This window comes from Prevotella sp. tc2-28, from assembly GCF_900107705.1.
Lineage (GTDB): Bacteria > Bacteroidota > Bacteroidia > Bacteroidales > Bacteroidaceae > Prevotella.
Genome location: NZ_FNRE01000015.1, coordinates 66,183 through 79,441 on the forward strand (window position 1 = coordinate 66,183; position 13,259 = coordinate 79,441).

The following is a 13,259-nucleotide window of genomic DNA, read 5'->3' on the forward strand; positions in this document are numbered from 1 at the left end:
AGCGATTTATTTTGCTCTTTCATAAGTAATTTCGTAATAGCAGGGATAGACATTGCCCGACGCATCGGCAGTGCCCTGGGAATGGGGTACGATGAGACGTACCTTAGACACTTCATCGTCTAAGTCACCAGCCGGGTTGGGACGCCCGATATAAACATAGTTCAGCGGGACGAGCCAGCCAGCAGGTACCGTTGCACCATGCATGTTCAGCATCATGCCGGTAACAAACGAAGCGGTGATAGTGGTACCGGTACGCTTCACGGACATCTTGTCGAGGAAGTTGGCGACATTATACGTGATGCCGTTCTGCGTCAGCCATGCATCCTGGTCGTTGCGGATAAGCACGGAGTCGGTCATGATGTTCTTCTCCATGAAACGGCACAGCACATTGACCTGGACATTCTCTTCCAACTTGTCACCACAGCCCTGACGGACAATCTGCATATAGACGCCATTACGGTCGAAGCGCACAAACTGGTTCTTGGAAATGTCGGTGGTGTTGTTCTGGGCTTTGAACTGGGCTTCGTCAATGACTTGGATGCCTTGTTTGGCGATAAACAGGTTAATCGCATCACGCTCGCGTTCCTTCTTATCTCCGTAGGTCTCGTAGCTTTCGCAGCTAGTGTACAGGAGGGTAAGAAGCAACAATACAACAGGATATATGATTCTTTTCATTGCTACTTTTTCGTCTCTTTTTACAATTCGGGTACAAAAGTACAAAAAAATATGATATCCCCCACTATTTTTTCACTCTTTAACGCAATATTTATTTGAGTTGGGCAGCGAAGGCTTCGAAGGCCTGTTGAACAGTTTCGATGGCTTCCGGCATGCTACAGGTGAGGCGTCCACCAGAGGCATTGAGGTGACCACCGCCATTGAAGAAGCGGGAAGCAACCTCGTTGCAAGGGAACTGGTCGACAGAGCGCAGAGAGACCCAGATGAGGTTGGGCTTCTCCGTGTCTTCACGAAGAGAGATGCTCAGCTTAAGACCCTTTATCTGTTGCGGGATGTTGACAAGCCCCTCGGCATCGCCCTTAACGAAGTTGAAGCGTCGCTGTTCCTCACGCGTCAGCGTATAGTAGGCGGCATGGTATTCCGGGAGGTAGACCAGCTTCTCGTACATGACATAGCCCATGAGGCGGATGCGGTCGTAGGAGTAGTTATGATAGACGTTGCGGTAGATCTTGTCCTTGTCGATACGCTTGGTGAGCAGTTCTCCGATGATGAAGAAGATCTCCGGACGGGTACTGTTGTAGGTGAAGCCGCCCGTGTCTGTCATCATGCCACAGTAGATGGGGACGGCAAAGGGCTTACCCATGTCAGGGAAGGCTCCCAGTTGCCAGACGATGCGGAACACCAGCTCGCAGGTGCTGGACGCCTCAGGAAGAGAGACGACGACATCTGCAGGGACGTCGGGATTCAGATGGTGGTCGATGAGGATACGACGGGCAGGACTGCCCACGAGGGCTGCCTCCATCTCGTCGACACGACTGGTGGCATTGAAGTCGAGGCATATGATGAGGTCGGCAATCTTAAACAGCATGTCACACTTGTCACGATGCTTGTCGTAGCGCACTATCTTCTCGCTGTTAGGCATCCACGCCAGGAAGTCTGGGTATTGGTCGGGCACAACGACAGTGGCATCCTTGCCACGCCAGCGCAGGTACTCAGCCATGCCCAGCGAGGAACCTATCGCATCACCGTCAGGACTCTTATGACAGATGACCAGGATGGTCTGAGCATGAGTAATCAGCTGGTCCATCTGGGCCAGCTGATCAGTAGATAATATCTCTATGTTCATTTAGAAAAGCTTGTTGGGATAGACGCCATCGTTGACGAGCTGTTGGATGCGGTCGACGGTAGCCTGGCGGTCAGCTGCATAGGTCACACCAAACCACTTGCTGGTGGTGTCGAGGACCTCACAGGTGGCTGTACCCTCGGTGATGAGCTTGTTGACCATCAAGGGGATAAAGAACTCTGCCTTCAGGTTCTCCATGTTCTTCGGGTCAGCGAGGAACTCCTTGAAATATGCCTCGGAATACTCGAAATAGTCGGGTGTGAAGCCCCATACATTCATCGAGACTGGCGCATTCTCGTCCAGCGGCTGCCAGGCACCCTGCTCGTCCTTATACTGGATGACACCATCCTTGCGGAGAATCTCGGTACGTTCTACGACGTCGGTCAGGTGGCGCTGACCATCGTAGGCACAGACACCACGGGCCACAGCACCATTCTCGCTGAGCGTGTTGCAGACGCGGAAGCCTACCATGGCATATTGGTTCTTGGCACCCTCGGGGAGCTCTGAGAGGAACTTGCCAATGCGCATGAAACAGTCGCGACCATAGAAGTCGTCGCAGTTAATGACACAGAAGGGTTCCTTGATGATGTCCTTACCCATGAGCACGGCATGGTTGGTACCCCAGGGCTTCTCACGGCCCTCAGGAACGGTGAAGCCTGCGGGCAGGGCGTCGAGGGCCTGGAAACAGAGCTCGCACTGTACCTTTCCTTCGTATTTGGAGAGGATCTGTGTACGGAACTGTTCTTCGAAATCCTTACGGATAACCCATACTATCTTGCCGAATCCTGCCTGGATGGCATCGTAAATACTATAGTCCATGATGGTCTCGCCATTGGGGCCCAGTCCATCGAGCTGCTTCAGACCGCCATAACGGCTGCCCATGCCTGCTGCTAAAAGAAATAATGTAGGTTTCATTGTGTTATAATAAAATTGTTTGCCTGCAAAAGTACAAAATAATTACGAAACAATTCCTTTTTTTTCACTCTTTAACGCAATATTATTAGAAAGGATAGCCGATGGCAAAGTGGAGGGTATGGGAGTCTTTGAAGCTATCGATGTTATAGAAGCCGGACTTGCCGGTGTCGTATGGTACATGGAGGCCGATTCCCCAGTCGAGGCGCAGGATGAGGAAGCTGAGGTCGTAGCGGATGCCCACACCAGTACCCACTGCAATGTCACGGAAGAAACGGTTGAAGCGGAACTGACCCTCGGCAAAGCGCGTATCACCATCACCCTCACGGAAGTTCCACACATTACCCGCATCGAGGAAGAGCGCAGCATGGAGGTTGCCAAAGAGCTGACGACGGTATTCCAGGTTGCAGACGAACTTGATGTCACCATTCTGGACAAGGTAAGAGATGGCCTTGTCGTCGAGACCGGCAAAGCGACCAGGACCAATGCCCCTGACAGGGAAGGCACGCAGACTGTTGGCACCACCCACGTAGAACAGCTCGGAGTTAGGGAGCCACTCGCTGTTGCCAAAGGCATAGATGGCACCGGCATTGACGTGTCCTACGAGCTTGGAATGACTGTCGAGGGTCCACGTCTTGGTGAAGTCGGTCTCCAGCTTGACAAACTGCGAGTAAGGGTTCTTGAAGATGGTTTTCTCCTTCTCGTTCCACGACTTTCCCATCGCCATCATGATGAGTGAGGCGACATTGCCGGACTCTGCGACGGTCGTCTCCCAACGGACGGGATGGAGGTAGGAGGCTGGACTGGTATAGGTATAGGTGTAGCGCATCTGCGGGATGAAGTAGTCCTGCATGGTAGCGCGCAGGTAGGGGTTGACACGCATGATGGAGTCGAAGGCTGCAGTATGGCTGTTCATGAACTGATACTTCAGCGTCAGCGGGGAGAACTCATGACGACTCTGGGCAGAGGTCTGCCAGCGGTAGGTCCACTCGCCTGCCACCACATGCATCTTATAGTAGCTGGGGCGATGGATGATGTTCGTCGATGCCTTGGCCAGTGTCGTGGGGGTGGAATAGAACAGGCGACGGCGGATGATACGTCCTTGTTTGTCCCGACGTATGCGGTTGCCTCCAAAGAAGGGTGCGATGATACGTGGGAACTCGATGGATGCGTCGGCACCATATTCGTAGTTGTTCATGTTAGACCCTTTGCTCGTTGCCCACTCATAGGAGCCATGCACGTTGACGTCAATCTTCTCACCACCACGGAAGGCATTACGACGGGTGACACCCATCTTCAACTCAGGACCCATACGTCCGATGGTGCGGGCGTTGAAATTGGTCTCGACGTAGAAGTCCCACGGCTTGTCGAAGGTGCAGTTGATGGTGAGGTCAAGGGTGTCGTTAGAGAGGTGAGAGGTGGTGTCGCGGGGGGTGAACTGGAAGTCGGTGGCGGAGAAGAGGCCCATGGCGTTGATCTTGCTGATGGATTCGGCATAGTCGGAATAGCTATAGAGCTGGCGGGGGCGCAGTTTCATGTCTGCCATCAGCACACGGGTGCGGATAGGCGGTTTCTTGCCTGAGAAGCGGATGGTGAAGAAGCGGCCCTTGATAGAGTCGGTGGGCTTCTCCATGAACGACTTCTTCATATTGATGGCGACACGTCCGATATACCACTTGCGCTTGGCAACCTCAGGCACGTCCTTCGCCAACTGGAAGCGCAGCTGTGCCTTGCCGTCGACAGCGAAGGTGTCAGCAAGGTAGGAGGCGTAGTCGGGCTGGTAGTAATAATAGCCGTTGTTACGCAAGAGACTGCTGATGCGCTGGCGCTCTGCATCGAGACGGGACACCACGAAGGGGTCGCCACGATGGATATAGGCTTCTGACAGGGTGCTGTGGATAAGACTGTCTGCCTCGGCAGGAAAGCCGAAGTAGCCCACGCTGTCGAGCATATAGAGACGTCCCGGACTGACAGTATACTGTATCTTGGCTGTCTTGGGGTTCTTCTGCGTGATAGACTCATACCCCACCCGACCATTGAAATAGCCGTTGTTACGCAGGACAGACTGAGCCACAGAGGCACGCAGTTCGGGATTTACCCACGACATCAGGACGGGTTGCTTGCCAAAGGTCTTCGTCATCCAACGGGCAAAGCCTCCCGACTTGTTGGCATAGTGGTTCCACACGCTGACGCCCCACGAGAAGGGCAGGCGGTGGTAGCTGCTGCCAAAGAGGGCACCATTGGGTGCAGTGGCAAGGGCTGCCTCTACCTCCTCTTGTGTGGCGAGGAAGTTGTCGGTCTGCTGACGGTCACCAGCAGGCACGTCTTCATAGACAATCTTCTCCAGTCCGGTGAAGAGCTGGTCACCCTCGGGGATGTTCTTCGTCATCGAACAAGCCATCAGCAACAGGATGGCCGGGAGGTAAAGGAGGTTATTTCGTTTCATGAGTGGTCGGGGTTTTCGGGATTTTCAACGTATCCGTCTTCTGCTGCATACGCTGAGGTAACAGCTGAGGTTCCTTGAAGCGGAAGATATCCAGGAAGTGCTGCAGGCGACGACGCCAGATGAAGCCACCACCATATTTCTGGGTGTAGCCGTCGAGCCAATCGTAGGCATTGTTCTGGAAGAACAGCGACAGGTATTTGTTGGCAGTGTCGTCGAGGCGGTATTCCAACGAGATATTATCGAAGAACGACTTGTTGCGCTGTTGCAGTTCGGCACCTGTGGACACAAGGCCTCCCACGGCAATCTTCAGGCGGTTGTTGAGGAAGCGCTTGGCAAACTTAAACGAATAGTTGGTACGGGTGTTACCCATGCCGTCGAGCGACTGGTCCATGCCAAAGGAGAGGTCGAGGGTGCGCAGGGCATTGCCAGTGATATTGCCTATCTCACTGTTCAGGAACGAGCTGAGTGCTGCGTTCATCGAGAAGGGCTGTGTGTTACCGTCTGCCAGGTACATACCGGTGGTCAGCATGGTGACTGCCAACTTGCCTCGCTGTTCGACACCCATGGACTGCAGTTCTCCATGCAACTGCATGTCCTCAGGAGCGTCCAACGTGAAGCGCACTCCCATGTCGTTGAGCGTCTTGCTGATGACAACGCCACAGTCGAAGTCGACGCTACGCCCTACCCCATTGTTGTTCGACACTGTGGCCTTGGTACGTTCTGTCGCTGTGATGTTCAACGTGGGGTTCATCGGATCTCCCGTAAACTCGATATAAGAGCCATTCTGGATGGTAAACGTCTTCAGCGGAATGACTGGCAGCGAGTATTTCATCTCACCGTTAGAGAGCGTGTAACGACCAGTCATGCGCAGGTTGTCTGCAGGGGTGTACTGCATGCGTAGCGTACCTCCTCCCATCAGGTCAATGAAGTTGGAGTGGTCGGTATTGAGGTAGGCCATGATATGGGCACCATTCGACACGTCGACGGTCATATCCATCGTGAAACCATTCAAGGGAGGTCGTTCAACGACAACTTTTGCCGTATCACTGAAGTCGGTGAATTTCACGAGGTTATCAAGCTGGTTGTCGGTTGTCAGCGGACTGTCACGAAGGATATAACCCATATCCGTGGTGCCCAGCACGTCGAGGCGTCCCCGCATATTCAGGTTGTCGACAGGTCCCTGCATCAGGGCAAAGATATTGACGAAGGCCTTGCCATACGCCACACTCTTAGGATTCTCCTTGGCACCGATGAGCTGGAAGTTACGGGCTCGCATGCGCACATCGACCATCATGTGGTCAAGGTCGGAGAAATCGACGGCACCCTGGATATTCAACGGGTTCTCGTTATAGGCATAGACGGTGAAGTTCTCGAGCAACAGCTTGGACTGTGCGATGCGCACAGGGTCATTGTCGAAGCGCAACTTCACACCATAGGGCTCACTCTCGACATACGACGAGTCGAGGTATACCTCACCATCGACCTGAGGACGTGACAGGGGACCCTTCACGGTCAGCTCGCCATCGCCATAGCCATGGAGTCCGAAGAGATGGTCAGGGATAAAGCCATTGACCAGTGACAGGGGCATGTGCGTCAGTTGCAGACGGGCATCGAGGGCACCCTTTCCCACCTTGTAGTAGGTGCCGGAGAGCAGTCCTATCTCTTGGTCGTCCTTCATCAGGCGGGCCTCCACGACATGGGCGGAGTCACTCTTCTGCAGGTAGATGAGTTCGGTACTGACATTGCCGATAGGACTGTGCTCGTAGGTCATGTCACGAACTGCCATATCACTGGCCACAGAAAGGTGACCACGGGCATCGAGGATGACGTGGTAGTCGCCTTGCAGCATACCTGTCATGCGGGGAGCATAGGGGATGACGGAGGTCACCTCATGCAGGTTGAAGCGGTTGAGACTGATGGTGATGTCCTGCAAGGCGGTGGGGTCTGTGTCCTCGGAATAGATCTGCACACCCATGCCATCGTCAGCCACCAGGTCGACCTTCGCACGTACGCGGTTGTTAGTACCCAGGAAGAGGTAGTTGTCGGCATTGAGACTGAACTCCTTATAGCCCAGGGTAGGCCGTTCGGGAACGAGGTGGAAGTTCAGGCCACTGTCGAGCATCTCGGCCTTGGCACCTATGCGTGCCCCCAACTTGCTGTCGGCATCGTAGTAGCGAACGCCAAAGGTGGCGCCACGCTCCTGCAACAGACCATCGAAGAGGGCGTTGAACACAAACTGCGGGTTCTTCTTGTTGTTACGTATCTGACCACTAAAGGAGAGGTGGTCCTTACGCTGGGTCAGGCGGAAATTGACGGTATCGAGGCGTACGTCGCTGACGGTCAGCGCGTGGACATAGCCATTGCCATTGACTCCTGTCGACGGGGAGGTGGTCATGTCGAAGAGCATGTCACGGAAGTCGATGCCCTGGCTGCGCAGCATGACAAGGAGCGGGTTCTCGCGCTTGCTCTCCACATGCATCTTCATGATGGGGAGCAAACGACGCAGGGCGGCCTGGTCGATGATCTTCGCCTTCAGCTGGGCTGTAGCGGTATCACCCAAAATCGTCAACTGGCGCAGCAGTCGTTCGTAGTTACCACTGACATCGAGTTTGACGATAAAGTCGCCACTCTGTGCGCGCAACAGGGTCGTGTCGGGGGTGGTATTCAGGTGGATGCCCACAAACTCAGAGCTGACGGAGCGTAAGGAGTCGCGCACGGTGATGTCGCTAATCAGTCCACTGACATAATGGGACAGCTTGAGGTCGGAGGTGACGTCTACATGACCGCAGAGGCCCACAGAAAGGGGCTTGTCGACGAGGTGCATCTTATACAGGTCGACGGTGTTCAGGTCTGCAGTCAGGGTTCCGTTGACCTTGCTGGTATTCAGCAGGGCATCGATGCTAAGCTTGCCATTGACAAGGTTGCCACGGCTGTCCATATCGACCAGGGCATGTCCATTGGCAACAGTGGCCTGAGCAGTCACGCGGTCGAAGGTCCAGCGGCCATAGTGCAGGTGATGCACTTGCGCATCTGCCGTCAGACGGGTATGAGGCGACAGGAAATCGGTGCCCTGTCCCTGTAGGTTGACATCAGCAGTGACGGTATAGATGGAGTCGCGGGGCATGAAATGGTGGATGTTCAGGTTGTTGACGCTCAGCTGGGCATCATAGCGCATCACATCGGTATTCAGGCGACCTTTCAACTTCATGGTACCCTTCCCCTCACGAGCGGTGAGGTCAGCGACATAGCTGGCACCATTGGCCTGGAGACGTCCCTGGGCAGTGATGCCCGGGGGTATGCGGTAGTTACGCTGCACGTCGCGTGGCAGGAGGGCGGTCACAAAACCGAGGTCTTGGGTGGATGCCGTGAACTGCACATCGGCACGCAGGCGTTTAGGATCGTCGACATGCTCCACGAATCCGGTGGCTGTGGCATGGAAAGCGGTGGGCAGTGTCACGTCGAGGTTGGTGAACGACAGGTGTTGCAGGGTGCCCTGTACACTGCCTTGCAACTGCAGGGGATGGTTGGGCCAGCGTTCACGAAGGGCAGCAGGCAGCGACGCCATGAAAGGAAGGAGGTCGCTTTTGGCCAGACTGGCCTTCATACGCAGGTGCAGCGCGTCTTTCGAGAGGGGCTCCATCAGGTTCAGTGGCATGCCTAGCTCGACATCTATCTCGGAACCGGGGGTCTTCAGATGGAACTTAGGAAGGCGCAGCTGTCCATGTTCCAGCTCGACAGGACCAGTGAGGTCGGTAACCTGCATACCGCTTTTCTCCTTCAGGGCCAGCGTACGAATGTGCAGGCGCAACGTGGGGTCGTGGTAGTAGATGGAGTCGATGCCCACATTGACATCACGCAGATCGAGGTGGTTATAGTCCAGGCCGGCCACGTGGGGCTGGTAGTTCTGGTCATACTGCAGGGCTCCGTTCAACCAGTCGGCACTTCCCACGGTATAGGTCTCGCTGGCAAGGTCAACCAACGCCTCACGGGCAGTGAACGTGCCCAGATGAACACGGACGCTCATCGTGTCACCTGGCAGGTGGAGGGCGACATCAGAACGATGTATCGTGGCTTCGTCAAGGTGTATCTTCCATTTATTCTCCGACTGGGTGGTATCCTCAGGAACGGAATCGTTGAGGACGATGTCCAGATGGGCGTCTTCCAACTGGAGACCATTGACCTCGACAGTCTCTTGTTTCAGGTCGATGCCATCACTCTTCACAAAGAGTCTGGAGAACTTACCTTTTACTATAGCAGAATTAACGAACCCATTGGTATTCAGACAGGTATTATTAATCTCTAACTGATTGACAACCACCTTATTACGAAACAACGGAAGCAGTTGGACATCAACGACCGCACGCTGGATGTCGGCAATGGTATCAGGTTGATGGACAACCAGAATGCCGTCGACACCCAAGTCCAGGGGAAACGACAAATCGACATGGTTGACGGTAATCTCCATGCCGGTCTGTTCGGAGGCGTATGCAGCAACCTTATCTACCACCCAGTTCTGGACAGGTGGCAGATAAATCAGAATAGTCAATATGACAAACAGCAAGACTGGACTCAGCAGGACGCCTCCTATCCACCATAACGTTTTCTTCATATGCTATCGTCGCGAAATACGCTGCAAAAATAAAGGAAAAAAACGGAAAAGGCGAAATTATCGGACGTTTTTTTTCAGCGCCTGCCATAAATTGTCGTCAGGCAACGGGGATTCAACGGTTATCAAGGACTTGGAAACGGGGTGAACGAACGACACATGGTGTGACAACAGGGAGATGCTGCCATCGGGATTGCTACGACGGGCGCCATATTTCAGGTCGCCCTTGATAGGACAGCCTATCGCTGACAACTGACAGCGTATCTGGTGATGACGACCGGTCATCAGGTTGACTTCCAACAGTCGATAATGGTCGCCCTCAGCCAACTGGCGGTATTGCAACAGGGCTTTCTTACTGCCCGGCACCTCATGGTCGTAGGCGTACGACTTGTTCTGCTGCTCGTTGCGCACCAGCCAGTTTTCAAGTGTATGCCACTCCCCATCGTCGAAAGACTGCTCACTCTTCGTTGTCCCCTTTTCTCTTCCTACTATCGCCCAATAGGTCTTGTGCACATCACCATCGCGAAACATCTTGTTCAGACGCGTCAGGGCCTTCGACGTACGGGCAAAGACGACCAGACCACTGACAGGGCGGTCCAGACGGTGTACCACACCAAGGAACACCTCACCGGGTTTCTGGTACTTCTCCTTGATGTACGCCTTCACCAAATCAGAGAGGGGACGATCGCCAGTCTTGTCGCCCTGCACGATCTCCCCACTCTCCTTATATACTATGATGATATGGTTGTCCTCGTAAACGACCTTCATCACTGCTCTCTTATTACATGTTCATACCACCGTCAACCTGGATAACCTGTCCACTGACATAGCTGGACATATCGGATGCCAGGAAGGTAGCAACGTTGGCAATGTCCTCTACCTGACCACCACGACGAAGAGGTATCTTCTTCTTCCACTCCTCACGAATCTCCTCAGAGAGCTGGGCTGTCATGGCTGTCTCAATGAATCCAGGAGCTATGGCGTTGGCACGGATGCCCTTAGGACCCATCTCCTGGCCAATAGACTTGGCAAGGGCGATAAGACCAGCCTTGGAGGCGGCATAGTTGGCCTGACCGGCATTGCCATGAACACCTACCACAGAGGCCATGTTGATAATAGAACCTGCCTTCTGACGCATCATGACAGGTACACAGGCGTGGATGAAATTGAATGCTGACTTCAGGTTGACAGCAATGACTGCATCCCACTGCTGCTCGGTCATGCGCAGCATCAGGCCATCCTTGGTGATACCGGCATTGTTCACCAAGATATCAATAGCTCCAAACTCTTCCTTGACAGCCTTGACAACTTCCTCTGTCTGTGCGAAATCTGCTGCATTGGAGGCATAGCTCTTGGCCTTCACACCCAGCGCAGCAATCTCCTTCTCTGTCTCTTCGTTGACTTGCAGGTCGGTAAATGCAATATTGGCACCCTCAGCAGCAAACTTCAGGGCAATCGCTTTTCCAATACCACGAGCAGCACCCGTAATCAGCGCTGTCTTTCCTTCTAATAATCCCATAATCTTTCTTTTAATATTTAGTTTATAAATTCAATGAATGTCACATCCTACGCTTGCCAAGGGCACTGTACACTATCTTGGCGACCTGCGGCTTCGTGTCTTCCTCACGCATGCCATGAGCAATACGACCGTAAATATACGGCACTTCAAGACCCTTGATACAATAGTGAGTGATGTCGGCCACCAAATCGACATTGTCGATGTCGAACTCACCATCTTCCTTGCCTTCACGGAACACCTTGCGGAACAACTCGATCTCGGCATCGTCGAAATTCTTGCGAACCTTCTCGACCATCCAGATGTTACGGAAGAACTCTGCACGCAGGTTACCATTGCGTACCACGGTCTCACGAATCATACTCAGATGCATGTATATCAACTCGATAATCTTCTCCTGAGGGGGAATCTTCTTCGCAGCAACCTCGTCCAACTGGTCGGAAAGACGCTCCAGCTCTGACTCGATAACAGCATAGTAGATGTCTTCCTTTGACTTGAAATAGGTATAAAGGGTGCGACGCCCCTTGTCGGATGCCAACGCGATATCATTCATCGTCGTGTTCTCCAAACCATTCTTGGCAAACAACTGACGAGCGACATCAACTAACTTTTGTCGAGTTTTCGATATGGACATAATCTTAGACCTCCCAAACTTTTCTGTATTGCACATCGCAAATACTGTGTGCAAAATTAGAAAATAACCCTGATACTACCAAATATTTTGTAAGTAAATGTGAGAAAATACCGAATATAGGTGATTTTTTTCATAAAAATTTGGTCGTTTCAAAAAAAAGACGTACCTTTGCATCGCTTTTCAAGAAAGGCACTATTTAATATCGCGGAGTGGAGCAGTTGGTAGCTCGCCAGGCTCATAACCTGGAGGTCGCATGTTCGAGTCCTGCCTCCGCAACTAAAAAGAACGCTTAGGCGTTCTTTTTTTGTTGCTGAAGATAAACTCCTAACATGCAATCGGCTGTAGTTCTATGCAAAAAAAAATGTTGTAAGTCCTGCCCTACGTCAAAAAAAAGAAACGCGAGCTTTTTAAAACACACGTTTCTATTAAAAGTCATAAAGTCTCTACTTCATTTTGCTCATTACTTTCTCAAAATACTTTTGAGTTCCCCGAATGGAGTAGCCCATTCCACCGTTCCAAGAACGAATAGCCTGTTCTACACTGTTCTTCGGGTTGTAAAATGACTGGTAAAGAATAAACATCTCTTTGGATTTCTTGACACTAAACCGATCTTTCATCGTATAACGTTTACGATGGTTTCGCTTTTCCAAAATACGGTTACATTCTTTTACCAAAACAGGAGTGATCTGCAGTATGCCACACGATTTGCCACTCTTGTCAACGGCTTTGGCATTACCCTCACTCTCAACCTCGATAATCGCATCGATAACGGGATTCCAGTCAAAACTTGAGCTTCTCGATCCATTAGCTCCAGATGAACAAGCATCAGATGGAACTAACATCAACATTAAGCATGTTAAACATGCCATCTTAGCTATTTTTTTCATAAAAAATGATTTAAGCACAGCCGTCTCACCACGAGACATTCTATCGCCATACTATAGTTATCCGCCTGCAAAGGTACGAAAAAAAAAGCAAAAAACCAAATTTTTAACGAAAAAAGCCCTCTCATCGTTACTGATGAAAGGGCTTCAAGAAAAAAGTGGCGGCCTCCTACTCTCCCGCATTGCATTGCAGTACCATCGGCGCAAGCGGGCTTAACTTCTCTGTTCGGAATGGGAAGAGGTGGGACCCCGCCGCAATAACCACCTGATGTAATTTACTATTTGACAATTTACAATCTTACTATTGGGAATGCCAAACGTATAAGGTGACAATCTTCACAAGCAAGCCAGAGATGTCGATTCGTTACCAACACCTGAAAAGATGACTGCGGCAAAAGCTATCGGGCAATTAGTAAGGCTCGGCTTTGACGTCACCGTCTTTACACCTGCCTCCTATCAACGT

9 protein-coding genes, 1 tRNA gene and 1 rRNA gene are annotated in these 13,259 nt (G+C 52.3%); 1 reads left to right on the forward strand and 10 read right to left on the reverse strand.

Annotated elements, in window-relative coordinates; genetic code table 11:
* Nucleotides 1-6: 6 nt before the first annotated feature.
* The 8 genes from BLU47_RS12590 to BLU47_RS12625 all read right to left on the reverse strand — a co-directional run bounded on the left by BLU47_RS12590 (nucleotide 7) and on the right by BLU47_RS12625 (nucleotide 11,912).
* Nucleotides 7-675, reverse strand: a complete 669-nt coding sequence (locus BLU47_RS12590) for a DUF4827 domain-containing protein (protein ID WP_091963419.1) — start codon at nucleotides 673-675, stop codon at nucleotides 7-9.
* 91 nt (nucleotides 676-766) lie between these two features.
* The gene (locus BLU47_RS12595; protein ID WP_091963421.1) at nucleotides 767-1,801 is read right to left on the reverse strand and encodes a DHH family phosphoesterase; all 1,035 of its coding nucleotides are present in this window, start codon (nucleotides 1,799-1,801) and stop codon (nucleotides 767-769) included.
* Nucleotides 1,802-2,713, reverse strand: coding sequence for a glycosyltransferase family protein (locus BLU47_RS12600; RefSeq protein ID WP_091963424.1), 912 nt, complete (start codon nucleotides 2,711-2,713; stop codon nucleotides 1,802-1,804).
* An 85-nt stretch (nucleotides 2,714-2,798) separates the two neighbouring features.
* Entirely contained in the window at nucleotides 2,799-5,156 is a 2,358-nt protein-coding gene (locus BLU47_RS12605; protein WP_091963427.1) for a translocation and assembly module lipoprotein TamL, read from the reverse strand.
* Nucleotides 5,143-9,765: a translocation/assembly module TamB domain-containing protein gene (locus BLU47_RS12610; RefSeq protein WP_091963430.1), complete on the reverse strand. Its 4,623-nt coding sequence runs from the start codon at nucleotides 9,763-9,765 to the stop codon at nucleotides 5,143-5,145. The genes BLU47_RS12605 and BLU47_RS12610 overlap by 14 nt, the downstream gene beginning before the upstream one ends.
* A 57-nt stretch (nucleotides 9,766-9,822) precedes the next feature.
* The gene (locus tag BLU47_RS12615; protein ID WP_091963433.1) at nucleotides 9,823-10,530 is read right to left on the reverse strand and encodes an RluA family pseudouridine synthase; all 708 of its coding nucleotides are present in this window, start codon (nucleotides 10,528-10,530) and stop codon (nucleotides 9,823-9,825) included.
* 13 nt (nucleotides 10,531-10,543) lie between these two features.
* Nucleotides 10,544-11,281, reverse strand: coding sequence for a 3-oxoacyl-[acyl-carrier-protein] reductase (gene fabG, locus BLU47_RS12620; protein WP_091963436.1), 738 nt, complete (start codon nucleotides 11,279-11,281; stop codon nucleotides 10,544-10,546).
* A 40-nt stretch (nucleotides 11,282-11,321) separates the two neighbouring features.
* Nucleotides 11,322-11,912, reverse strand: a complete 591-nt coding sequence (locus BLU47_RS12625) for a TetR/AcrR family transcriptional regulator (protein WP_091963447.1) — start codon at nucleotides 11,910-11,912, stop codon at nucleotides 11,322-11,324.
* Between the two features lie 203 nt (nucleotides 11,913-12,115).
* On the opposite strand from BLU47_RS12625, the gene BLU47_RS12630 reads away from it, so the two are divergent.
* Nucleotides 12,116-12,188: transfer RNA gene (locus BLU47_RS12630), tRNA-Met, on the forward strand.
* A gap of 167 nt (nucleotides 12,189-12,355) precedes the next feature.
* Here BLU47_RS12630 and BLU47_RS12635 read toward each other — a convergent pair.
* A complete protein-coding gene (locus BLU47_RS12635) occupies nucleotides 12,356-12,799 on the reverse strand; it encodes a transglycosylase SLT domain-containing protein (RefSeq protein ID WP_091963450.1) in 444 nt (147 codons plus the stop codon).
* A 153-nt stretch (nucleotides 12,800-12,952) separates the two neighbouring features.
* Nucleotides 12,953-13,065 (reverse strand): 5S ribosomal RNA (rrf, locus tag BLU47_RS12640).
* Nucleotides 13,066-13,259 lie beyond the last annotated feature (194 nt).

Coding starts and splice junctions, on each gene's coding strand:
- BLU47_RS12600 (WP_091963424.1), bottom strand. CDS start 2,713: ATGAAACCTACATTATTTCTTTTAGCAGCAGGCATGGGCAGCCGTTAT.
- BLU47_RS12595 (WP_091963421.1), bottom strand. CDS start 1,801: ATGAACATAGAGATATTATCTACTGATCAGCTGGCCCAGATGGACCAG.
- BLU47_RS12610 (WP_091963430.1), bottom strand. CDS start 9,765: ATGAAGAAAACGTTATGGTGGATAGGAGGCGTCCTGCTGAGTCCAGTC.
- fabG (WP_091963436.1), bottom strand. CDS start 11,281: ATGGGATTATTAGAAGGAAAGACAGCGCTGATTACGGGTGCTGCTCGT.
- BLU47_RS12615 (WP_091963433.1), bottom strand. CDS start 10,530: ATGAAGGTCGTTTACGAGGACAACCATATCATCATAGTATATAAGGAG.
- BLU47_RS12605 (WP_091963427.1), bottom strand. CDS start 5,156: ATGAAACGAAATAACCTCCTTTACCTCCCGGCCATCCTGTTGCTGATG.
- BLU47_RS12590 (WP_091963419.1), bottom strand. CDS start 675: ATGAAAAGAATCATATATCCTGTTGTATTGTTGCTTCTTACCCTCCTG.
- BLU47_RS12625 (WP_091963447.1), bottom strand. CDS start 11,912: ATGTCCATATCGAAAACTCGACAAAAGTTAGTTGATGTCGCTCGTCAG.
- BLU47_RS12635 (WP_091963450.1), bottom strand. CDS start 12,799: ATGAAAAAAATAGCTAAGATGGCATGTTTAACATGCTTAATGTTGATG.